Origin of the sequence: Massilia eburnea (assembly GCF_009720745.1) — a bacterium.
Lineage (GTDB): Bacteria > Pseudomonadota > Gammaproteobacteria > Burkholderiales > Burkholderiaceae_D > Rugamonas > Rugamonas eburnea.
In genome coordinates this window covers 114,203-137,932 of the sequence record NZ_WNKX01000016.1, presented here as the reverse complement: position 1 = coordinate 137,932, position 23,730 = coordinate 114,203, and the positions used below count along the sequence as shown (strand labels likewise).

Annotated in this window: 19 protein-coding genes and 2 riboswitches; of the genes, 15 read left to right on the top strand and 4 right to left on the bottom strand. The window is 59.0% G+C overall.

Going from position 1 to position 23,730, the window contains the following annotated elements:
• The 5 genes from GM658_RS19730 to GM658_RS19710 all read left to right on the top strand — a co-directional run.
• A partial coding sequence (locus GM658_RS19730) for a transposase (protein WP_211841900.1) occupies positions 1–121 on the top strand: 121 nt, incomplete at its 5' end.
• A 563-nt stretch (positions 122–684) separates the two neighbouring features.
• Positions 685–770, top strand: a riboswitch (glycine riboswitch).
• A gap of 6 nt (positions 771–776) precedes the next feature.
• Positions 777–881, top strand: a riboswitch (glycine riboswitch).
• A gap of 49 nt (positions 882–930) precedes the next feature.
• Entirely contained in the window at positions 931–2,049 is a 1,119-nt protein-coding gene (gene gcvT / locus GM658_RS19725; RefSeq protein ID WP_155455775.1) for a glycine cleavage system aminomethyltransferase GcvT, read from the top strand.
• Between the two features lie 46 nt (positions 2,050–2,095).
• Positions 2,096–2,476: a glycine cleavage system protein GcvH gene (gene gcvH / locus GM658_RS19720; protein ID WP_155455774.1), complete on the top strand. Its 381-nt coding sequence runs from the start codon at positions 2,096–2,098 to the stop codon at positions 2,474–2,476.
• A 65-nt stretch (positions 2,477–2,541) separates the two neighbouring features.
• Positions 2,542–5,421 (top strand): aminomethyl-transferring glycine dehydrogenase, encoded by a 2,880-nt coding sequence (gene gcvP / locus GM658_RS19715; protein WP_155455773.1) that lies wholly within the window; start codon positions 2,542–2,544, stop codon positions 5,419–5,421.
• Positions 5,422–5,535: 114 nt separating this feature from the next.
• A complete protein-coding gene (locus tag GM658_RS19710) occupies positions 5,536–5,865 on the top strand; it encodes a hypothetical protein (protein WP_155455772.1) in 330 nt (109 codons plus the stop codon).
• Here the strand turns inward: GM658_RS19710 and GM658_RS19705 are convergent.
• Positions 5,862–7,385, bottom strand: coding sequence for a hypothetical protein (locus tag GM658_RS19705; RefSeq protein ID WP_155455771.1), 1,524 nt, complete (start codon positions 7,383–7,385; stop codon positions 5,862–5,864). The genes GM658_RS19710 and GM658_RS19705 overlap by 4 nt on opposite strands.
• A 3-nt stretch (positions 7,386–7,388) precedes the next feature.
• The gene (locus GM658_RS19700; RefSeq protein WP_155455770.1) at positions 7,389–8,729 is read right to left on the bottom strand and encodes a hypothetical protein; all 1,341 of its coding nucleotides are present in this window, start codon (positions 8,727–8,729) and stop codon (positions 7,389–7,391) included.
• A 188-nt stretch (positions 8,730–8,917) separates the two neighbouring features.
• On the opposite strand from GM658_RS19700, the gene GM658_RS19695 reads away from it, so the two are divergent.
• From GM658_RS19695 to GM658_RS29550, 6 genes are all read left to right on the top strand, one after another.
• Positions 8,918–12,172 carry an nSTAND1 domain-containing NTPase gene (locus GM658_RS19695; RefSeq protein ID WP_155455769.1) on the top strand — a complete coding sequence of 1,085 codons (3,255 nt, stop codon included), beginning with the start codon at positions 8,918–8,920 and terminating at the stop codon, positions 12,170–12,172.
• The gene (locus GM658_RS19690; protein ID WP_155455768.1) at positions 12,169–12,567 is read left to right on the top strand and encodes a hypothetical protein; all 399 of its coding nucleotides are present in this window, start codon (positions 12,169–12,171) and stop codon (positions 12,565–12,567) included. Before GM658_RS19695 ends, GM658_RS19690 begins: the two co-directional genes overlap by 4 nt.
• Before the next feature lie 270 nt (positions 12,568–12,837).
• On the top strand, positions 12,838–13,764 hold the full coding sequence (locus GM658_RS29675) for an HlyD family secretion protein (RefSeq protein WP_371865173.1): 927 nt from the start codon (positions 12,838–12,840) through the stop codon (positions 13,762–13,764).
• Positions 13,674–15,041, top strand: coding sequence for a peptidase domain-containing ABC transporter (locus tag GM658_RS29795; RefSeq protein WP_371865174.1), 1,368 nt, complete (start codon positions 13,674–13,676; stop codon positions 15,039–15,041). The genes GM658_RS29675 and GM658_RS29795 overlap by 91 nt, the downstream gene beginning before the upstream one ends.
• A 105-nt stretch (positions 15,042–15,146) precedes the next feature.
• Complete coding sequence (locus GM658_RS29555) at positions 15,147–15,272, top strand: hypothetical protein (RefSeq protein WP_267874990.1); 126 nt, start codon at positions 15,147–15,149, stop codon at positions 15,270–15,272.
• A 28-nt stretch (positions 15,273–15,300) separates the two neighbouring features.
• Positions 15,301–15,435, top strand: a complete 135-nt coding sequence (locus tag GM658_RS29550) for a hypothetical protein (RefSeq protein WP_267874989.1) — start codon at positions 15,301–15,303, stop codon at positions 15,433–15,435.
• Positions 15,436–15,437: 2 nt separating this feature from the next.
• Here GM658_RS29550 and GM658_RS19675 read toward each other — a convergent pair whose 3' ends face one another.
• Positions 15,438–16,376 carry a fatty acid desaturase family protein gene (locus tag GM658_RS19675; RefSeq protein ID WP_155455765.1) on the bottom strand — a complete coding sequence of 313 codons (939 nt, stop codon included), beginning with the start codon at positions 16,374–16,376 and terminating at the stop codon, positions 15,438–15,440.
• Between the two features lie 48 nt (positions 16,377–16,424).
• Between GM658_RS19675 and GM658_RS19670 the strand changes: the two genes are divergently transcribed.
• The 4 genes from GM658_RS19670 (at position 16,425) to GM658_RS19655 (ending at position 21,886) form a co-directional block, all read left to right on the top strand.
• Positions 16,425–17,396, top strand: coding sequence for a GlxA family transcriptional regulator (locus GM658_RS19670; RefSeq protein WP_170298888.1), 972 nt, complete (start codon positions 16,425–16,427; stop codon positions 17,394–17,396).
• A gap of 97 nt (positions 17,397–17,493) precedes the next feature.
• A complete protein-coding gene (locus GM658_RS19665; RefSeq protein WP_155455763.1) occupies positions 17,494–19,458 on the top strand; it encodes a TonB-dependent receptor plug domain-containing protein in 1,965 nt (654 codons plus the stop codon).
• Entirely contained in the window at positions 19,458–19,997 is a 540-nt protein-coding gene (locus GM658_RS19660; protein ID WP_155455762.1) for a YfiR family protein, read from the top strand. The genes GM658_RS19665 and GM658_RS19660 overlap by 1 nt, the downstream gene beginning before the upstream one ends.
• Positions 19,994–21,886 carry a putative bifunctional diguanylate cyclase/phosphodiesterase gene (locus GM658_RS19655; RefSeq protein ID WP_155455761.1) on the top strand — a complete coding sequence of 631 codons (1,893 nt, stop codon included), beginning with the start codon at positions 19,994–19,996 and terminating at the stop codon, positions 21,884–21,886. The genes GM658_RS19660 and GM658_RS19655 overlap by 4 nt, the downstream gene beginning before the upstream one ends.
• Positions 21,887–22,060: 174 nt before the next feature.
• Here the strand turns inward: GM658_RS19655 and GM658_RS19650 are convergent, their stop codons facing one another.
• Positions 22,061–23,692, bottom strand: a complete 1,632-nt coding sequence (locus GM658_RS19650; RefSeq protein WP_155455760.1) for a peptide chain release factor 3 — start codon at positions 23,690–23,692, stop codon at positions 22,061–22,063.
• Positions 23,693–23,730 lie beyond the last annotated feature (38 nt).

Genomic DNA, 23,730 nt, shown 5'->3' with positions numbered 1-23,730 from the left:
TACCGGCCAACTGGAGGGAATCAATAACCGGATTAAGGTGATGAAGCGGATGGCTTACGGATACCGCGACTCCGAATTCTTCTTCATGAAGATCAAAGCCGCGTTTCCCGGAAATCCGTGATGAACCAAAAAATTGGCTTCCCACCCAACGGGTGCCGGCAAGAAATCAAGCAATTTGACGGCAGTAAACTCCATACCCAATACTGTTCCCCATGCCTCGCACCAGAAAGCACGCGGACGCCAGCAAGGACAGCGGTCCGCCAACACCGCGACGCTGGCTACTGCACAGCCGTAGCGGTCGAAAAGGCGCGAGTTATAGGTGAACATGCGCGCACCAAATCCGCGCTGGCGGCATAGCTGCACCTCGAGGTGGATGTAGAGCTCGGCACCATCCAGCAGTTGAACTTTGGCCAGCTTATCCAGCCTCCGCAACCCTATTTTTGCGTCGCGCGTTACCTGGCGCAATTCCTGGTCATGGAACGTTGGGTCCACAGACCAGTCGATCGCCGCCTCCAATTCCGGGTGGAAGATCGCGAGGAACTCCCTGAAATAGCGCTCGGCAGCCATTTTCCAGGGATTGTCATAGTCGTCATTTGAGGTTTTCATCCCCCTTGGACATGCGAACCACGGGCAGGTTCCCTAGCGCCGAAGATTGACTTTATTGCCCTCCTGTCATATAGTCCCAAGTCTTGATCGGGAGAGACCAGAAACTGCTGGCGCCGAAGGGGCATTACCCAGAAACTCTCAGGCAAAAGGACCGAACAAGGGCCCCAAGGGGCTAGAACTCTGGAGAGCGGCCCGCCAAGGCGCAGGGCCCACCGAAGGGGCGTGCGGGATTACCTTCCCGTTATCTCTCAGGTACCAAGGACAGAGGGGTAGGCGTATTCATGTTTACGTTTATTAACCCCTATTCTCTGCCCTGAGGTATCAATGTCGCTCAAAGCAACCCCACTGAACAATGCTCACCGTGCCCTCGGCGCCCGTATGGTCGACTTCGGCGGCTGGGACATGCCGGTCAACTACGGCTCCCAGATCGAAGAGCACCACGCCGTGCGCACCGACGTCGGCATGTTCGACGTGGCCCACATGTGCGTCGTTGACATCAAGGGCGCCAACGTACGTTCCTTCCTGCGCGGCCTGGTCGCCAACAACATCGACAAGCTGCAGGTTTCGGGCAAGGCCCTGTACTCCTGCATGCTGACCCCGGAAGGTACCGTCATTGACGACCTGATCATCTACTTCATCAACGAAGAGTGGTTCCGCCTGGTGGTCAACGCAGGTACCGCGGAAAAAGACGTCGCCTGGATGGAAAAACAGAACGCAGCCACCAAGGCCGGCCTGACCATCACCCAGCGCCGCGACGGCGCCAACGCCATGGCCCTGATCGCCGTGCAAGGTCCGAACGCCCGCGCCAAGGTATGGGAAGTGATCCCGCAGGCGAAAGAAGCCACCGCAGAAATGAAGCCATTCAACGTGGCCCTGGTACCAGGCACCGCCTTCGGCGAAGCCATGGTTGCCCGCACCGGCTACACCGGTGAAGACGGCTTTGAAATCGGCGTAGCCGCAGAACAGGCAGAAAACCTGTGGAACGCCCTGAACGCCGCCGGCGTCAAGCCAGCTGGCCTGGGCGCGCGCGACACCCTGCGCCTGGAAGCCGGCATGAACCTGTACGGCCAGGACATGGACGAAACCGTGAACCCGCTGGACGCAGGCCTGGCATGGACTATCGACCTGGTCTCCGAGCGCGACTTCATCGGCAAGGCAGCCCTGCTGGCAAAAGGACAGAACCAACAATTCGTCGGCCTGATCCTGCGTGAAAAAGGCGGCGTGCTGCGCGCCCACCAGAAAGTCATCGCCGCCGACGGCGCAACCGGCGAAATCACCTCCGGCACCTTCTCCCCGACCATGCAGCAGGCAATCGCGCTGGCGCGCGTGCCGATGGGCGTGAACGTGGGCGACACCGTGCACGTGGAAATCCGCGACAAGAAGCTGGCCGCCACCGTCGTGAAGCTGCCTTTCGTGCGTAACGGTAAAATCCTGGTTGCTTAAGCCAGATTGAGCAGAAACAAACAATAACCTTAGCCTTGGAGCCAACATGAGCAACATTCCAGCAGACCTGAAGTACACCGAGTCCCACGAGTGGGTACGCGCTGAAGCGGACGGCACCGTGACCGTCGGCATCACCGAATTCGCACAAGACGCCCTGGGCGACATCGTGTTCGTCGAGCTGCCAAAAGTCGGCGCCACCTTCACCGCCGGCGACGACGCCGCCGTGGTGGAATCGGTGAAGGCCGCTTCCGACATCTACGCGCCAGTATCCGGCGAAGTGGTTGCCGTGAACGACGCCGTGGTCGGCGCACCAGAGTCGATCAACGCCGACGCTTACGCCAACTGGCTGTTCAAGATCAAGCCTAGCGACGCCAACGCCGTCAACGGCCTGTTGGACGCAGCCGCTTACGGCAACGTCGCACACTAAGTACCGCTTTACCGGGCCGGCTGCATGCCGGCCCTTATCACATTCTGGCCAAGAGATTTCCCACCATGACCCGCACCAGCCTGACCCAACTTGAAGCCCGCGATGCTTTCATCGCCCGCCACATCGGCCCGGAAGCCGCAGAACAGCAGCAAATGCTGGACGTGCTCGGCTACGCAACCCGCGCCGCCCTGATCGATGCCATCGTCCCGCCGGGCATCCGCAACAAGAGCGCCCTGCCCCTGGGCCAGTTCACCCAGCCGCTGCCGGAGAACGAAGCGCTGGCCAAGCTGAAAGGCATCGCTTCCAAGAACAAGGTGCTGAAATCCCTGATCGGCCAGGGCTACTACAACGCCCATACCCCGGGCGTGATCCTGCGTAACATCTTCGAAAACCCAGCCTGGTACACCGCTTACACCCCGTACCAGCCAGAGATCTCCCAGGGCCGCCTGGAAGCGATCCTGAACTTCCAGCAGGTGCTGATCGACCTGACCGGCATGGCCATCGCCAACTCGTCGATGCTGGACGAAGGCACCGCCGCTGCCGAAGCCATGACCCTGATCCAGCGCGTCGGCAAGTCCAAGTCGAACACCTTCTACGTCGCCAACGACGTGCTGCCGCAGACCCTGGAAGTGGTGCAGACCCGCGCCGAGCCGCTGGGCATCACCGTCAAGACCTTTGACCCGTCCGAACTGGCCGGCGTGACCGACGCTTTCGGCGTGCTGCTGCAATACCCAGGCGTGAACGGCGTTGTGCGCGACTACCGCGCCGCCGTTGAAACCGTGAAGTCCACCGGCGCCATGGTGATTGTTGCCGCCGACCTGCTGGCACTGACCATGCTGACTCCTCCGGGCGAATGGGGCGCCGACGTCGTCGTCGGCAATTCGCAGCGCTTCGGCGTACCGTTGGGCTTCGGCGGCCCGCACGCCGGCTACATGGCTACCCGTGACGAATACAAGCGCTCCATGCCAGGCCGCCTGGTGGGCGTGACGATCGACCAGAACGGCAACAAGGCTTACCGTCTGGCCCTGCAGACCCGCGAGCAGCACATCCGTCGCGAAAAAGCGACCTCCAACATCTGTACCGCACAGGTGCTGCTGGCCGTGATGGCCTCCATGTACGCCGTCTACCACGGCCCGAAAGGCCTGAAGCAGATCGCTGAACGCACCCACCGCTACACCGGTATCCTGGCTGCCAACCTGAAGTCCCTGGGCTACTCGGTCAACGAAGCCTTCTTCGACACCCTGACCGTCGCGACCGACAAAGCCGATGCGCTGCACGCGGCCGCTGTTGCCGCCGGCATCAACCTGCGCAAGATCGACGCCAAGCACGTCGGCGTGTCGCTGGACGAAACCTGCGACCGCGACACCCTGGCCGCACTGTGGAACGTGTTCAGCGGCGGCAAGGCTGCCCCTGACTTCGACGCCGTCGAAGCGACCGTGGACCGCAACTTCCCTGAAGCGCTGGTACGAACCACCGCCTACCTGGAGCACCCAACCTTCAACCGCTACCACAGCGAAACCGAAATGCTGCGCTACCTGCGTTCCCTGGCCGACAAGGACCTGGCGCTGGACCGCACCATGATCCCGCTGGGTTCCTGCACCATGAAGCTGAACGCCACCAGCGAAATGATTCCTGTGACCTGGCCTGAGTTCTCGTCGATCCACCCCTTCGCACCGAACGACCAGACCGTCGGCTACCGCGAAATGATCGCCCAGCTGGAAGACATGCTGTGCGCAGCCACCGGCTACGCCGCCGTGTCCCTGCAGCCTAACGCCGGTTCGCAAGGCGAATACGCCGGCCTGCTGGTGATCAAGAAGTACCACGAGTCGCGCGGCGAAGGCCACCGCAACGTCTGCCTGATCCCATCGTCGGCGCACGGCACCAACCCGGCATCCGCCGCCATGGTGGGCATGCAGGTTGTGGTCACCGCCTGCGACGACAAAGGCAACGTTGACCTGGTCGACCTGAAAGCCAAAGCCGAACTGCACTCCAAGAACCTGGCCTGCGTGATGGTGACCTACCCATCGACCCACGGCGTGTTCGAAGACGGCATCACCGAACTGTGCGAAATCATCCACTCGCACGGCGGCCAGGTTTACGTGGACGGCGCCAATATGAACGCACTGGTTGGCGTAGCCGGCCCAGGCTCGTTCGGCGGCGACGTATCGCACCTGAACCTGCACAAGACCTTCTGCATCCCGCACGGCGGTGGCGGCCCAGGCGTCGGCCCGATCGGCGTTGGCGCACACCTGGCCAAGTTCCTGCCGAACCAGCGTTCGAACGGCTACGTGCGCAGCGAAGACGGCATCGGCTCGATTTCGGCTGCACCGTTCGGCTCCGCATCGATCCTGCCGATCTCCTGGATGTACATCGCCATGATGGGCGAAGTCGGCCTGACCGCAGCGACCGAAACCGCGATCCTGAACGCCAACTACGTTGCACGCCGCCTGGCGCCGCACTTCCCAGTGCTGTACTCGGGCCACGACGGCCTGGTGGCGCACGAGTGCATCCTGGACCTGCGTCCGCTGACCGATGCCACCGGCATCAGCAACGAAGACGTGGCCAAGCGCCTGATGGACTTCGGCTTCCACGCACCGACCATGAGCTTCCCTGTTCCAGGCACGCTGATGATTGAGCCGACCGAATCCGAGTCCAAGGTGGAACTGGACCGCTTCATCGACGCCATGATCGCCATCCGCGAAGAAATCGCCAAAGTGGAATCGGGCGAATTCGACAAGCTGGACAACCCGCTGAAGTTTGCTCCGCACACTGCTGAAGTGCTGCTGGCTGACAAGTGGGAACGCAAGTACAGCCGCGAAGTGGCCGCCTACCCTGTGCCATCGCTGCGCAAGCAGAAGTACTGGCCGCCAGTCGGCCGCGCCGACAACGTGTACGGCGACCGCAACCTGTTCTGCGCATGCATTCCAGTTAGCGACTACGCGTAATCGCACGCTTGCTTGAAACGCAAAACGCCGGTACCGTGAGGTGCCGGCTTTTTTTTGTTTTTAACCCGGTAAACCAGGGTCAGACCCAGATTTACCGGGTTTAAAGGAGAATCAATGAAGCAATCAACCAAATCCGCCCTACTCTCCGCCCTGGTCTTCCCCGGCCTGGGCCAATTGGTCTTCCAAAAACGCCCCAAACGCGGCCTGGCCTTCCTCATCCCAGCCCTGGCAGCAACCGGCTGGATAATAATCGGCATCGTCCAAAGCACCAACACCCTGCTCGACGAAGCCCTGAGCGGCCGCCTCTCCCCCGACCCCGCAGCCATCGCCGACCGACTGCATCAAACCGGCGCAACCGCCGGCGCCGAAACCGCCAGCTGGATCCTGCTGGTCTGCTGGCTCGCCAGCCTGATCGACGCCCTCTTCATCCGCGACAAAACTTAAGCCACGCTGCGCGCCACCCGCGCCGCACGCTGCACCTCCTGCGCCTCATCATCCCAGACAGCAGCCTGCGTAATCTCCTCCGCTCCCACCTGCGCCCCATCGGAATTAAACCGCAACCAGGCCAGCGCCCCACCCGGCGTCACACCAATCGCATGCACCCCGCCATAATTTGGCGCAGCCATCAACGCCGCCATCACCAGGGTAGTAGCAATCGGCACCGGCATCCCCCAATGCCCACCCTGCTTACGGCACACCAGCCAAAGCCCGCCAGCGCCATCGCCATAAGCCAGGTACTCGCCAATCGAATTCGACTCCGACCACACCACGCAAGCCCCGCCGATATTCGCTACCGGCTGCGGGATCGACTGCCCGCCGCGATACACCACAATGCTCTCGCCAGCCACAAACACATCCGGCACATTCGGCACATTTGAGGGCGCCAGGTGCAAGCAATTGGCACGGCGCGGCAAGCCCTGGTAGTCGATCGCGATACCCCAAGCCGCAGCCCGCGCAAAGCTATTGAAACGCAGCGTGCGGCCAGTAGGCGTATCGCTCAAGCGCCAGGCGCCCGGGACTCGATAGCTGCCTACAGCACTTGCCACCGAAGCAGAACCGTCCTGCTCTTCCCAGGCCATCAACGGCCCATCCATCGCCGCATTGAAATACCAGGTGTGCGCAGCCGTCACCAGCACCATCGGCACCGCTCCCGATTGCAGTAACCCAAACGAAATGCGCGTCACATCATCCTCGATTTCCGGCACCTGGCGCGGCACCATGCCACGCAAGACCTCTACCCAGCCCGCTTCATCCAGGTGATTCGGAATGCCTACCGCAACATGCAAAGTCGGCCCAGCCGCGCTGCCCCACGGCGCGATCGCAATTGCCAGCGCAATCGTGCCATCTGGCGCCTGCTGCACATCCACCGCCTGCACCTTACCCGGCTGGTTCAGCGGCAGCATGCCGCTCAAATCCGTCTGCGACCAGCGGCCAAAAGGTGTGCGGCGGAACATGTACAGTGAACGATTGGCGCCAACCGTAAATACCAGCGGCAAACCAGCGCCATCACGCACAACGAACAGCGGCGACTTCGCCACCGCAGGCGCGGCGCATGGGCTGGAGCGATAGCCTGATTCATACAGCGGCACCAGTTCCTGCCGCACCAGCGCGGGCAGCTCGCGGCCGGCATTCAACTGGCTACGCCAGTAGGCCATATCCGCAGGTTGCGAAGAATCGTAGCGGTCGAATACCGCGTTATAGGCGCGCAGCAGGCGCTCCTTGGCATCCAGCTCCGCCAATTCCGGGCGAGCCAGCAAGTGCAGCGCAAGCTCGGAACGGCCGCGCACCGCGTCGCCCTGGCAGCTATAGAGAGTGGTCCACGACAGCGCCTCACTTGCCATCGGCTCACGTTGAAGAACAATGCGCGCGACGCGCGCTGCAGCAAAACTCAAGGCGCCCGACGCGCTGGCGCCGCCCCATTTCCGGACCTGCGCCACCGGCACAGATGTCATCAGTACGGACATGCTTCACTCCCCAAATTCGATTTCTATGTCACCAGACTCGTTGATGCGCAAGTCACGGCACCCCAGCTTGCGCCCTGGGGCCAGTCCCTCCGCAACGGCAGCGAACATTTCACTCGTGGCCGTTGCCAGCGAACCGGCAATATCCTGTTGGACTGCGGAGAGGCTGGCGGCATTGCCCTCCCACCACAGGTTGATGCGCTGAACATTCAGCAGGTGCGGCAGCGGGTCGGACACCACATAGATTCCGGTCGTACCGGCATCCGTAGCCGGCATGCCCTTGCGCGCCAGCGATGCCACTTCCACCCGGCCATTCGCCACTTGCCACTGCAGGCGCAGCGACCATTGCAGCGTCGCACGTGCCCAGGCCTTGCCCATATAGCTGCGCTGGCGCGACAGCGGCAATTCCTGCTTCACGCTATCCCACTCGTAGCGGCCCAAAACGCTGCTGATATCTAGGGTCGGACGCGGCACGCCGTCCGGGCCGGACTGGCGGCCCATCGTCACCATGTATTGCAGGTCCTGTTCCGATTCGCGGTCGTGCAAGGTGCGGTTGGCTTCCTGCCAGTTCAGCAGCACGTGGTCGCGATAAGTCCAGCCATTGCTGTTGCGGATGAAGCGCGCGCGTTCACCGTTGCTTAAGGTCGCCTCGACGCCCGACTTCTCGTTCTGGCTTTCCGCAGGATTGACCTGCGCCACGCCGTCGCGCGAAGCCACGTAGTCCGGCAAGGAATTCAAGCGGCGCTGCAGCTTCTCGATCACCATCGGGTAAATGTACTGACGCATGAAGCTCTCGCGGCCGATCACAGCGCGACGCATTGCCGTTTTGTTGAGCACAGCCGGCGCCAGGCTGCGCAGCCAGTGGCCGACAGCAGTAATAAAGAACTCCTTTAGCGGACCGTTATCGCAAGGCAAATGCGATTTCTCCACATCACATAGCGCGGCATGCAGGGCCAGGCCGCCATATTCATTCACCGCCGCAGTGAACTCCAGGCGCCAGCCCGAAACCGGTTGGCGCAGGATATCTTTGCGGCCATAAGCGTTGTAGAAGCGCAAGCTACCCGAACTCAAGGTCAAGGTCAGATGGGCAGTGGATGGCGCCGCCGAGTCATACCGGATCTCGATCGGACGCAGCTGAGCCTTATCTTCACCGTCGCCGCCGAGCGCCAGGCTGCCCACTTCCATGCTGCCGTAACGGATGTCATTAGGAAACTCTCCGGCGGCGCGCATGGCGTCAATCGTGCTCTCAAGCAATTTCCCGGACGTATACCAGCTGGCGGACAACTGTTGTACGGAAGTCGTGGTTTCGGAGCCGATCTCAAAAAATACCGCTTTAGTAGTGACCATTTTTGCTTTTAAGAATGTTAAGATTTGGCCGTTTGGCAATGACTGCAATGTAAGAAAAAAAGCCTTCCCTCGCCTTCCGGAAATCTTCCGGCGGCCGGAAGGAAACCTTCCGGATCGGAAGAATTGCTCCGGAAGGTTTCCAAGTCATTGATTTATAAGAAATAGAAGAACGGAAGGTTGGACAGGCCATGGAGTTTCAATTCGGCGACTGGTTAGTCAGTCCGGAAGCCAATATCGTCAGCAATGGGGATGCCAAGACGCAACTTGAGCCGCGCGTGATGGCGGTGTTGCGCTATCTTTGCCGCCATCCAGGGGCGGTAATTCCAGCGGAAGAGATCCTGCAGGCTTGTTGGGGAAGCAACGAGCTGGGCGATAACCCTGTCCACAAGGCAATTACCCAACTGCGCCGCGCCTTCGGCGATTCGAGCACCGAGCCACGCTATATTGAAACGATCCGCAAGCGCGGCTACCGTGCGATCGCGCCTGTTATCACCTTAGCAAGCCCTGCCCCAACAACTTGGGAAGGAGGTTCGCCATTTCGTGGCCTAGAGGCATTCCAGGAAAACCACGCCGCCATCTTCTTCGGCCGCGTGCAAGCCACCTCCCAGTTGCGCGAGCTGGTCCTGACGCAAGCCGCCCATGGCTACCCCATGGCACTGGTCCTCGGACCTTCCGGCTCCGGGAAAACTTCGCTGGTCCGCGCCGGCCTGTTACCACAATTAATGGCAGGCGCCACGCGCTCCGATGAGCCTATCGGCCTGACCAGTACCGTTTACCTCGACTGCGCCGACCTCGGCAGCGGCACCCTTTTCCAGGCATTGGCAGGCGCCCTGATCGATGCTGATATTAACGGCGAGCCCCTCTTCCCCGGCGCCAGTGCAGACAGCCTCGGCCAACGCCTGGCCAGCGATCCCGATGCTGTCGCCGCAGAACTACTGAACCGAACCTGCGCGCGCCCGCAAGTTGGAGTCTTCGTAGATCGCCTTGAAGCCGTATTCCGCGCCGATGCCGGTGAGGCCAACCTCTTCTTCACCGTGATCGAAGCACTGGCTAAATCAAATTGCCTGCTGATGTTGATGGCCTGCCGCAATGACTTCTATCCAGAAGTAATGGCCCAACCAGTTCTGCTCGCTTTGAAAACCCGAGGTGCCCATTTCGACGTCTTACCTCCAGACGGAGCGGACATCGCGCAAATCGTCCGTCAGCCGGCCTCAGCAGCAAGTCTGACTTTCGAGACAGATGACTCGACTGGCGCAAGCCTGGACGACGTTCTTTGCGATGCGTCGAGAGGCAACCCCGATATGCTGCCTTTGTTGCAATACACTCTCAATGAGCTCTACCGTCAGCGAGATGAAAACGGTGTATTGAGGTTTGCGGTCTATCGTCAATTAGGCGGGATTGAAGGTGCAGTTGGTGTTCGCGCCGAGCAGGTGGTCTCACGCTTGAATCCTAAACAAATCGCGGCGCTGCCGCACGTCCTTTCTCTGCTCGTCAATGTTGGTGACGACCAGGGAACTGTCACGTCACGTCGCAGTCCATTAAGTTTGCTGCGTACTGAAGACGAGCGCGAATTGGTTCGCGTAATGATCGAAGCTCGCTTATTTGTCAGCGAACTTACCGGTGACGTACCGAGCTTCGGCGTTGCACACGAAGCCTTGTTGCGTCAATGGCCTCGAGTTGCTACATGGATCGAGCAACATCGTAATTCACTTCAGCTAAGGACGCGTGTCGCTGCACAAGCCTCGCGGTGGGCTGACGCCGGACGTAGCCGGGATCTCTTGTTACCTCGTGGCTCACAAGTAAACCAAGCGGCCGAGCTTTTGGAAATCGACGACTTCTCATTAGCCGATATCGAACGGGATTATGTGAAAACGTCGATTCGTAGGGCTCAGCTTGCTCAGCGAGTCATTCAAGGAATTACCGCGCTGGTTGCCCTACTTGCCGTATTAACCACCGTATTTGGCTTCAGTGCTCGTTCCTCTCAACAGGAGGCGGAGCGAAATCGTTCGGAAGCCGAGGGTTTAATGACCTACATGCTGGGCGACTTCGTCGAAAAACTTCGACCTATTGGACGACTCGATCTATTGGATGACATTGGAAGCAAAGCATTGATCTATCTGGGACGTAAAGACGGCTCAGACGGCAGTGCTGCATCGCTGGTAAGTCGGATCAAGGCGTTGATCATCATCGCAGAAGTTAACGCCAATAGAAATCACGTAGAAGTCTACAATCAGGCATTGACCAGTGCGCGGTCTTTGATCCTCGACGCATCAGGCGCCTACTCCATGCAACCGGAGTTTCTGCAACAAGCAGGCTCGGTCTCCTTTTCACTTGGCCAGTTTAATCATCAGCGAAATGATCTCAGCCTGGCAGAAAAATACTATAACGAATATCGAGATTACAGCGAAAAGTACAGCGCCATTGCGCCAAATGCCGCCGATGGATTGCTTGAGCGTTCCTATGCATACAACGCACTTGGCACGCTCGCGATGACGCGTGCAGACTATTCCTCCGCTGCTAAAGCATTTGACCGCTCCCTGCAGTTCAAACGTGAGGCTGCGCAACTGAGGCCGCTGGACGAAAAACGAAAAGCCGAACTTGCAACCACAATTTCCTGGCACGCAGAGAGCGTTCTGAAACTAGGCGCCCCACCTGAGGCTATGAAGCTATACCGGGCAGAAGAGGACATCTTACGTTCACTTCACGATTCTTCGCCTCCAGCCCAAAGTAAATTAGCTACTTCTCTGCTGCGGCAGGCTTTGCTCGGCGTCGCGCTTGGTCAACGTAACGAAGCCATCCAGAAACTCTTAGATGCGGAGACGATTCTACAAAAGCTCGTTGATAAGGATCCGACAAACCGTTTGTGGAAATCGCGCCTCCTGCAAGCAGAGGGCCGGCTCGCTGAAACCCAACTTACACCCAACAATGCTAAGGAAGCGTTCACTCGACTGCAGTCGGTCTGCGAGCAAATGGACGCGCTCTTGAAAGAAGATCCCAAGAATACGTTCCTGATCTATCAGACGGTTAAATTCGAGCTAGGTCGTAGCGCAATGCTGCAAATGCTTGGGCGAGAAGAAGACGCCGCTCGGAATGCAGACGCCGCACTTATCAAACTGAGCGCACTACATGAAAAGTCAAAGAACGACAAAGTTCTGCTGGGATTCCTTACTGAAGCCTTGATGGTTCGTTCTGAGCTGGCGCGCAGACTCGCCGGGGATGAGGCTGCCAAGTCATATTGCAAGACAACTGCCGAATTGCTGAACGATCAGCCCCAATCGAGCAGCGAATACACGTTACTGGCACCTCAAGTTCGAGCTAGCCTGTGTCTCGGTGACGTCGATGCAGCTTTGTCACGCATTACGAGATTACAAAGCCTTAGCTATCGAGAAGCGAAGTACCAACAATTTATTTCCACCCACCCATTGTTGAAAGGCAAATTATGAGAGACCAACAGCCAAAGAACACCGGAGTAATCCAAGTTGACGTTGTCGTCCAGCAGGATGGAACTACGTTCAAAGCGACGTACTCGCAAGGCGTCATTCCAGTGTCTGAGCACGACACCAAAATCGAGTTTCATCTCGTCGCCCCAACGCCAGACGACATTATTATCGACCAAGTGACCATTAAGCAATTGGGCCAGACCCAACTAAGTACGCCGGAGATCAAAGACAACGGCAAGAAAGCCAAGCTCACCGACAAGAACACTGAGCGTGCCAGCTACAACCTGAAATTCACTTTCAAAAATAAACATACGGCAGCTTCGGCCTTGCGTGCGGATGTCGAATGCAAAGTTGAGGGCCTAGAGATCCCTCAAATCGACAATAATCCTCCGGGCTAAATAGAACTGGCGGCAAGCTGATGAGGGCACCCGCAAGGTGCCCTCATTTTTATCCAATCAATAGAACTGCAACAGACTGATCAAATTCCTTCGAAGATGAATCGCCCACTTTTCCGAGACGAAGCCGTTGCAAACAAATCGCGAAAGCTTCATGGATCAATTCTGCTTACCCAAACTTGGCAAGGCATATCTCTCACGATATTTCTTTGCGCGATAGTCGCGAGCCTTGTTCTGTTCTCCGTGTGCTTTGGATTTGCCAGGAAAGCGACCGTGAGCGGGTCCATCGTACCTGACAAAGGAGTCAACCGGGTTCTTTCTCCACAGTTCGGAACAGTCGCTAAGCTCAACTTATCCGAAGGATTAGAAGTAAAGATCGGGGATCCGTTGCTGATCATCTCAAGCGACCGCAGTGGAGAAAACGGTGCCGTACAAGCAGCAGTAAAAGAGAGCTTGGTTGCCCGAATTGACAAGCTTCGGCGAGAACTCGATCAAGTTGGAGGACAGGCGCAAAATAAACAGCGCGAATTGGCCGAAAAACTTCTAAGTACAAATGCAAGTTTGAAACAGCTCGATCACGAACTGAGTCTGCAGCGAGACAAGGTCAACCTTGCGCGCGACGTTTCCGCTCGCGTCGCGGAACTTGCCAAGACCGGCAACATGTCAAAGATCACTGCGGCCGAAAAGGAAGGCGACGTCCTCGAGCAGCAGGGACGGCTGTCTTCACTCGAAGTTCAGCGTCAAAGCATGTTGCGCGACCTTGCTTCCGTACAGTCATCGCAGACTGACAGTTCAATCCAAAAAAATCGGGATGTTTCGACCATCCAGCGCGAGATCGAAGACCTTAAACAACAGCTCGCCGAGAACGAAGCGAAGCGCCAAATCATCGTCCGCGCTGAACTCGATGGACGCGTCGCCGCGGTCCTTGTCGAGCCTGGTCAATCGCTGGTGGCAAACCAACGCATCGCAAGCATTCTACCCAAAGACGGTAAGCTTGAGGCCGAGCTTTATATGCCCTCGAAGAACATCGGTATGGTTACACAGGGCACTCGCGTAACGTCTTTGGCCATTTGGTCAGGCTGCCGCTCGAATACTTTGAGAAGCGGCACATCGGCAGCATCATATCCAGCTTCGGTTCAATCAACACAATTCAGCGTTCGATCTCCACAACCTTTGTCCAGGCTGTTGTTGATGGCGTGATGGTTGTCGGGACGTTGCTGATGATGTTCTTGTACAGTGCCCAGCTAGCGATCATCTCATTCGTTGCTGTCGTCGTGTACGCCGTACTTCGACTAAGCCTCTACCACCAACTGCGGGCTGCAGCAGCGGAGCAAATTGTCTTCGCCGCCAAACAGAATACGCACTTTTACGAAACGGCCAACGGCATTCAGAGTGTGCGCCTGTTTGGGCAGGGCGAGGAACGCCGCGCTGGTTGGATGAATCTACTTGCGGAGCAGTTCAATGCCGAACTTCGTATCAATCGGCTCGGAGTGACTTATGAATCTGCACGCATTGTGCTGTTCGGAATTGAACGCGTCATCGTAATCTGGTTGGCAGCTCGCGCTGTGCTGGATAATTCGTTCTCGGTCGGTATGTTGTTCGCGTTCATCGCCTACAAAGAACAGTTCTCAACTAGGATCGCCACATTGGTTGATCGCCTGCTCGATATTCGAATGCTGGGCCTTCATGGCGAACGAATTGCCGATATTGTGCTTACCCCTGCCGAAGACGAAGGTGAAATCCAGTTGAGCGAATCGTCCGTTGCAGGCGGCGCTCCGTCAGTAGAACTGCGCAACATCTCATTCCGGTATTCCCCGACGGAGCCATTCATCTTTGAGGACATCAACCTTATCGTTGAAGCTGGAGAGTCTATCGCGATCACAGGACCATCCGGTTGTGGCAAGACGACGCTGGTCAAAATTATGTTAGGTCTGTTGGAACCTTCGTCCGGCGAAGTCCTGGTGAATGGCGTTCCAATCAAGCGTATTGGACTTGCGAACTACCGGCGAACTATCGGCACAGTGATGCAGGAAGACCGTCTTTTCTCAGGCTCGATCGCGGAGAACATCTGTTTCTTCGACAGCGAACCGAATTGGGAGCGCATCAAGCAGTCAGCAAGGCTAGCCTCTTTGGCTCACGAGATTGCGGTCATGCCAATGGGCTACCACACGATTACGGGTGCGAGCGGCGCAGGCATCAGCGGTGGCCAGCAACAGCGGCTTTTACTTGCGCGCGCTCTCTATCGCCAACCACAACTGCTAGTTCTCGATGAAGCGACCAGCGAACTCGATGTTAGCAACGAGAAAAACGTGAACACAACAGTTCGAGAGTTGGGCCTTACGCGAATTACGGTGGCTCACCGACCAGACACGATTGCCATGGCCGACCGAATCGTTTCCCTGGCACATGGCAGGCTAGTGGAAGGTGGACACCCCAATCTTCGTTCTGCTGAAAAACGCTTCAGCTTAGAGAAATAATTTGCCCTTTATTAATTTTCTCATGCATAATCAAGAGCGCTATTTGCCAAAGTAACTATCCAAATAGAAGCAATAATCTACCTGCAACTTAACTGGAGTTCTATCTTGAGCACTGAAATTTTCGAGCTTTCCGAACAAGAAATGCTGGCCACCGCCGGGGGTAGTCAAGTCGAGCCTTCTGCAGCGCAAACTTCAGACTATCCTATTGTCGATAACAATCCACCAGGTTAATTTCATCAAACTAAATTGGAGTTTTATTTTGAATAGTGAGATTTTCCCGCTTTCAGAGGAAGAGATTCAGACAATTGCTGGCGGCAGTCAAATTGACCCGCAGGCAATTATGACCGCTGCTACCGGTGACTTCCCACAAATCGAAAACGATCCACCAGGCTAAATTCAGCGCATGGTATCCAAAGTGCCGCGGGCGCCTTTAGTTAAGCGTTTCGCGGCATTTCTATTTAAGGCCGTGCAGCGACGGATAACAGCCCAATATGAAGTTGCCAGGTATTCAGCTACGTCAAAGTAGCCTCGAGCGCGCAAGAGCTTATGCAGCGTTGGCAATTTGTAGCCCGGCACCGTTGCCGCCATGTGGTGCTCGACGTGGTAGTTCACGAAGTTTGGGGCTATGAGTAGTCGCGCGATCGGGCCGGCCAGTGTCGTAGCGGTACTGCGGCGCGGGTCGCGATCCATGTGGTCGGGGACGCCGCCGTGCTCGCCCATTACACGCAGGCGTAGCAGCAGCGGATAAGCGAACAACTGGCCGAGCCACCAGCACGCGTACACCTGTATTGAGCCTAGCGTCCACAACGCTGCGATGATCAGCCCATGCATTACGAAGAACGGATACAGCGCACCACGATCCGTTGACTGGAACTGGTAGATGATCCCTTTGATGCCGTTGATGCCTGAGATGTCGCGCAGAAATTTGCGTGCGAGGCTAGCGCGCGTTGCGGGGTAGCCGCTGACGAAAGCCAAGTCGGGATCAGCGCCGGTTCCGGCGGTGCGGTGGTGTTCGAGGTGGCCACGGCGATAGGCTGCGTAGGGCACATTCGGCAAGGCGCCGAAGGTCCATTTCCCCATCCATTGATTGACCTTGCGCGACGTGAAGAAACTCAGGTGCGCGGTGTCGTGCATCAGGATCGCGAAGCCGAGCGCGCGGCCGGCAAGCAATATGCTGGCGAGTATCCAGGCGATTGGATGATGCCAAAGTGCGGGCAGCGCGAAGCCCGCAACAACCAGCGCCACGTTGACGGCAACCACATATGCGGCCTGCCAGTTATCTGCTGTGGTCAAGGCACGAAGCTCTTGCTTGTCGATGTAGGAAAGGATGTTCATGTGGTCATCCTAGGCCTGCTACAAGCGAAGCATGGTACATTATTCGCCATGCAACATACTTTTTCAGCCATTCCGACAAACATCTATATCGACCACAACTGCTGGGCTGGCGGTGTCATGCTGATCCGCGAACTGCTGGCGGTGGCGGGAACGTTGAATGCGCGCGAACCGGACTTGGTGGCTGCGGCGATGTTTGACGTCGCCTTGGTCGGCCCGACCATGCAGCCAGTGCGTTCGTTCACCGGGCCGGCGCTACTGCCGGAACGTAGTCTCCGCAATGCACGGCCTGCCGATGTGCTTGTGCTGCCCTCGTTTTATGGCGAGGTGCCGGCCAGCCCTTCCCTGCTGCGATGGATCGTCAGGCATTACGAGGCTGGCGGCTGCATCCTTGCTTCTGCAAGCGGTGTGCGGTTGCTGGCGAACACTGGCTTGCTGGATGGGCGCGATGCGACATGCAACCTGGCAGACCGGCGCGCCATCGCTGCAGCGCGGCCTGCGGTGCGTCTTTCGCCACAGTCGCCGCTGATTGTCGATGGCCGGCTGATCACGGCAGCCAGCATCACGCCAACCATCGACGCCTGCGCCCATCTCGTCAAACGCTTCCATGGCGAGAAGGCGGCGCTGAAATTTGCGAGGTATGCGAATTCAGCACGCCAGTTGGCGGATGTCGGCCACGCGGCCGGACAACAGGAACACGGCGATTCACGCGTGCTGGCGGCCCAACGCTATATCGAGCAGCACAGCTGCGCCGGCATCACGCCCGACGATGTCGCGCGCCACGTCGCCATGAGCCAGCGTAATCTTGCACGGCGATTCGGTGCGGCGCTGAGCGTCACTCCGGTGCAGTACATTTTGCAGTGCCGCATCGAGCAAGCCAAGCGCCTGCTTGCCCGTCCGAATGTGAGCCTGCGGCGCGCCGCCATTGAAACCGGTTTTAGCGACGAAGCCGTGTTCCGCCGCGCCTTCAAACAGGTGGCGCGCCAAACGCCAAGTGCCTGGCGAGAATTATTAAGTAGTTAATTGATGTTGTTAAATAGTGCTGACGGTGGCCGCCGCGCTGTACATTCCCCCACGGCAATGCCACCATGTGAAGACACCATAAAAACAAACCATCGGGATGAGAAACACAGCACTGCATGGCCTCCGGACAAGGCCGCTGGCAGTCTTGCTGCTCGCGGCGGCGAACGCTTGCGCACAAGATGCCGACCTGACCACTTTGCCACTTGAGCAACTGATATCGATGGAGGTGTACAGCGCCTCCCGTTTTAACCAGAATGCGACCCAAGCCCCCTCTAACGTCACCGTACTGACTTCGGCGGATATCCGCGCTTATGGCTGGCGCACGCTGGCCGACGCCCTGCGCAGCATTCGCGGGCTGTACACCAGCAACGACCGCAGCTACAGCTATCTTGGCGCGCGGGGATTCCTGCGCTCGGGCGACTACAGCACGCGCTTCCTGCTGCAGATTGACGGCACACGCATCAATGATCCGGTGTACGACGAGGCCCTGATCGGCGGGGAATTCCCTCTCGACCTGGACCTGGTGGACCGCATCGAATTCGTGCCCGGCCCGGGGTCGTCGATCTACGGCGCCAACGCTTTCTTTGGCGTGATCAACGTCATTACGCGCCACGCTTCCGACCTGGAAGGCGCACGCGCCACTGTGGAGGCGGGACAGGCCGGCACGCGCAACGGCAGCGCAAGCTATGCCTGGCGCAATGGCGATGCCGAAATGCTGCTGTCTGCGAGCCGGAATCTTAGCGATGGACGCGATCTATATTTCCCTGAATTCGGCGGCACTGCCCGAGGGCTGGACTGGGAGCGCATTACGCGTCTGTATGCGCGCGGCCAGGTTGGCGCCTGGTCGATGTCCGTGCTGGAAGGCGCACGCACCAAGGGCATGGCCACGGCTTCGTACGAACAGCCATTCAATGTGCCCGGCGGGCAAACGCTGGACCGCCTGCGCATGGCCGAAATTGCTTACCGCAACCAGGTCCTGCCATTGCACGGCGAGCTGACTGCCCGCCTGTATCACGGCAACTATTACTACGAAGGTCATTTCGTCAATCAGGACCCATTTGGTTCGATTAACCTCGACCTGACCCATGCCCGCTGGTGGGGAGCGGACGCCAGCCTGTTCCTGCAGCTGACAGCCGCACAGAAGCTGGTCGTGGGTGCGGAGTACCAGTACAACAGCGAATTGCTGCTGCAGAACTACAATATCGATCCACGTGTGGATTTCCTTGACCACAACGGGTATGGCAAGCGCTTTGGCGTCTACGCGCAAGATGAAATCACCTTGGCGAAAGGTGTGCTGCTGAATGCGGGCCTGCGCTACGACCAGGAGACCAGCACCGGCGGTGTATTCAACCCGCGCCTGGCGCTGATTGCCGAAGTGGCGCGTGACACCACGCTCAAAGCGATTTACGGAAGCGCATTCCGTGCCCCAAACAACTATGAGCTGTACTACGGCATCGATGGTCAAGGCGGCCAGTTGGCCAATCCCACACTGGGACGCGAGCGAATTCGCAGCCACGAGCTCTCGCTGGTGCGCCAGCTTGCCTCCAACGCGCGCTTTACGCTCACCGGCTACCTGAACAAGGCGTCCGACCTGGTTACCGAAGTGGATGACGAACCATCCAGCATGCCGATCTTCCGCAACGTTGGCCACTCGCGTGCACGCGGCGTTGAGATGGAATACGAACGTTCCTGGGCCAGTGGAACAAGGCTGCGTTCCAGCCTGTCGCGCCAATGGGTCACCAGCGACGCGGGCGAAGTCAACTCGCCGCACTGGCTGGCCAAGCTGAATGCCACTGGCCGCCTGTCCGGCCCCTGGCACGCAGGCGTGGAAGGGCAATATGTCAGTGCCCGCAGCGAGATTGGCGGCGGCAAGGCGGGCGGCTTCGTGCTGGCGAACCTGAACATCTTCACCATTGGCCTCACGCGTCACGTGGACACCTCGCTCGGCGTGCAAAACCTGTTCGACCGCCGCTATGCAGACCCGGTATCGCTCAGCTTCCTGCAGCGCTCCATCGTGCAGGACGGCCGGCGCATCTATCTCAAACTGAAGGCGGCCTACTGATGATCCAGCGCCTGCTCGCCCTACTGGTCTTCCTGCTTCAGGCGGGCGGGCCGGCACACGCCCAGCTGCCGGCCGGCGCGGGCGAGGCGCAGTTGAAGGCGGCCATCCTGTTCAACTTCGCCATGTTCACGGAATGGCCGGCGGACACTCTGCCCGCCAGCGCTCCCTTGCGGCTTTGCGTGTTCCAGGACAATGGTTTGCTGCCAGCCTTGGCCGGGCTGCAGGAAAAGCAGGTCAACGGACACCACGTTTCCGTACGCACCTTGTCCGCACAGCCGGCAGTGGCCCAATTGGCGACCTGCCACCTGCTGGTGCTGGATGCGCAAGACCGCGAGCGTTGGGCCCTGCTCAAGCGCGACCTGGCGACCAGCAGCGTGCTGACGGTGGCGGACGACCGTATTATCGGTGCCAACGGCGCCATGATTTCCTTCGGTATCGACAATCGCCGCGTGGGCTTCGACGTGGACATGGCGCCGGTGCGCCTGGCGCGCCTGTCGCTCAGCTCCAAGCTGTTGCGGCTGGCAAGGAGCGTGCAATGACCTCTCCGGCCAAGATCGCCCTGCTCCCGATCGGCAGCAAAGTAGTCCGTTCAACCATGCTGGCGGCTGGCGCGGCCCTGTGCCTGGCTGGCCTGCTGATGGTGGTATTCCAGTTCATGGCTTTGCGCAGCACGCTGCTGCGCGATTTGCAGGTACAGGCCCGCATTGTCGGCAACAACAGCACGGCCGCCCTCCTCTTCAGCGATGCGCATGCGGCGGAGGAGATTCTCGGCGGCCTGGCGGCATCGCCAAGCGTCCAGAGCGCGAACATCATCGTCGGCAGCACGCCGCTGGCGCAATTCCGGCGCAATGGCGCGCCGGTGCCGGAACTGCCGCCAAGCGAAGCGGGCGAAGCGCAGCATGAATACGGCATGGACTATATCGAAGTGCTGGAGCCGATCTTCGTTGACCACAAGGTTGTGGGCAGCGTATCGATCCGAGCCACGCTGATGCCGCTGTACCGCCGGTCCTTCACCTTCGCCGGCTTTACCAGCATTGCGACCCTGGGGTCATTCGCACTGGCCTGGCTGCTGGTGCGGCGCATGCGGGTGGCTGTGGCGCAGGCCGAGCATAACTTGCATGTGCTGGCGCACGTCGATCCGGTTACCGGCCTGCCGAACAGAAATGCTTTCAACGAAAAGCTGTCCTTCAAGCTGAAACGGGCGGATCGGCAGGAAACCAGCGTTGGCCTGCTGTTGCTGGACCTCGATAATTTCAAAGTGGTCAACGATACCCTGGGTCACGATACAGGCGACAAATTGTTGCGCCAGGTAGCGGAACGCCTGAAGGAGACTTTGCGCAGCGAGGACATCATCTGCCGCATCGGCGGCGATGAATTCGTGGTGATCGTGGAACCGGCCGACGATGATGTGGAACCGGACCAGGTGGCGCGCAAGATCCTGCGCGCGCTGTCCGGGCCCTTCATAGTGGATACGCACCAGCTGTTTGTCAGTGCCAGCATTGGCGTCAGCGTGTATCCGAAGGATGCGGCGGATGCGGCAGCTGTGGTGCGCTGCGCCGACATTGCGATGTATCATGCCAAGAACAAAGGCAAGAATGCCTATGAAGTGTTCCATGAGGAGATGGCGCACAAGGCCAGCAAACGCCTGGCGCTGGAGGCCAACCTGCGCAAGGCTTTGCAGAATAATGAGCTGTCCCTGCACTACCAGCCGCAGATCGACGTGCGCACAGGGCGCATGCGCGGCATGGAGGTGCTGATTCGCTGGAATTGCGAGGCCCTGGGCGGTGCGGTGAGCCCGGTCGAGTTCATTCCTGTGGCGGAGGAAAGCGGCGTTATCGTGCCTCTCGGGCGCTGGGTGCTGCAGACGGCGGTCAGGCAGGCGGCTGCGTGGCGCAAGGCGGGCTTGATGGAGGATATAGACCATATGGCGGTCAATGTGTCCGCTTGCCAGACCAAGGATACGCAGCTGATGTATGAGGTGCAGGCCTTGCTGATGGAGACTGGCTTGCCGCCGCGCTTATTGGAGCTGGAGATTACCGAGGGCGTGCTGATGGAGAACGTCAACGCCAATATCGCGCTACTGCACAAGATCCAGGCGGCGGGGATTCATCTGTCGATCGACGATTTCGGGACGGGGTATTCGTCAATGGCTTATCTGAAACGCTTCCCGATTGACCAGCTGAAGATTGACCGCAGCTTCGTGAATGATGTGCCGGGGGACGGGGCGGCGATTGCCAAGGCGATTATCGCGATGGCGCATTCATTGAATTTGAGCGTTGTGGCGGAAGGCGTGGAGACTGAGGAGCAGGTCGCGTTCCTGGCGGATGCGGGGTGTGATGTGATGCAGGGGTTCTACTTTGCGCGGCCGATGCCGGCGGAGGAGCTGGAGGTGCTGCTGCGGGAGCGGCGGCTTTGGGCGGCTGCTTAAGAAAACCCGGTGAACCTGGGTCTGACCCGAGGGTCAGACCCAGTCAGCATGACTGCCGCGGGTTTCGGTTGTGCGCTTTTGACCTTCGTCGAAAGTCAAAGGCTTAAACCCAACACCGTTAGCCGATGACCAGACATGGGTCTGCCCCTTGGGTCTGACCCTGGTTTGCCGGGTTTAGTCCAGTTTAGTCGCATGCTCGCGCGTCGCGTGGAACGTCAGCTTAGGCCAACGCTCCTGGGTCAAGCGCAGATTGACGCCGGAGGTAGCCAGATACGCCATGTTACCCGCCGCATCGTAAGCCACATTGTGGCCCAGCGCCGCCTCAAAGTCCGCCAGCATCTTCTTGTCGTCGCAGGAAACCCAGCGCGCGGTCGAAATCGAAGTACCCTCAAACACCGCATCCACGCCATACTCATTCAGCAAGCGCGAGGCAACCACTTCAAACTGCAGCACGCCCACTGCGCCCAGCACAACCTCGCCGCCCTGCACCGGCTTGAACACCTGCACGGCACCCTCCTCGCCCAGCTGCTGCAAGCCCTTCTGCAGCTGCTTGATCTTCAGCGGGTTACGGATGCGGACCTGGCGGAAGAAGTCCGGCGCAAAGTAAGGAATACCGGTGAACTGCAGCATCTCGCCTTCCGAGAAGGAGTCGCCGATCTGCATATTGCCGTGGTTCGGCAAGCCGATGATATCGCCGGCGTAAGCCTCTTCCACCTGTTCGCGCGAAGACGCCATGAACGTCACCACGGATGACACTTTCACCTCGCGGTTCAGGCGCAGGTGCTTGACTTTCATGCCACGCTCGAAACGTCCCGAGCAGACGCGCAGGAAGGCGATACGGTCACGGTGCGCCGGGTCCATATTCGCCTGGATCTTGAACACAAAGCCGGAGAACTTCTCTTCAGTCGGCTGCACCACGCGCACCGACGCATCGCGCGAGCCAGGCGCAGGTGCCCAGTCGACCAGCGCGGACAGAATCTCGCGCACGCCGAAGTTGTTGATCGCGGAGCCGAAGAAGACCGGGGTCTGCTTACCGGCCAGGAAGTCTTCCAGGCTGAATGGATGCGAGGCGCCGTGCACCAGTTCCACTTCCATGCGCAACTGGTCCATCTCCAGCGGGAACATCTCCTGCAGGCGCGGATTGTCGATGCCTTTGATGACTTCGAAGCCCTGCACGCTTTCCTCGCCGGCGCGGAACAGCAGGATCTCGTCGTTGATCAGGTGGTACACGCCGCGGAAGTTCTTGCCCATGCCGATCGGCCAGGTCACCGGCGCGCACTGGATCTTCAGTACGGACTCCACTTCGTCCAGCAGTTCCAGCGGGTCGCGGCATTCGCGGTCCAGCTTGTTCATGAAGGTCACGATCGGCGTATTGCGCATACGGCAGACGTCGAGCAGCTTGATGGTCTGAGCTTCCACGCCTTTTGCTGCATCGATCACCATCAGGCCCGAGTCGACGGCAGTCAGCACACGGTAAGTGTCTTCGGAGAAGTCCTGGTGGCCCGGCGTATCCAGCAGGTTGATGATGTGGTCGCGGAACTCGAACTGCATCACCGAGGAAGCCACGGAAATGCCGCGCTGCTTCTCGATTTCCATCCAGTCGGAGGTAGCGTGGCGGCCGCTCTTGCGCGCCTTGACCGTACCGGCCATCTGGATCGCGCCCGAGAACAGCAGCAGCTTTTCGGTCAGGGTGGTTTTACCCGCGTCCGGGTGGGAAATAATGCCGAAAGTACGGCGGCGAGCCACCTCGCGCGCGATCAGCGCGGGGGTCTTGCTCGAAGTTTGAATTTGGATATCGTCAGACATGATGGCAGCCAGCGGTTGGCGCAGACGGAAAACCCGCT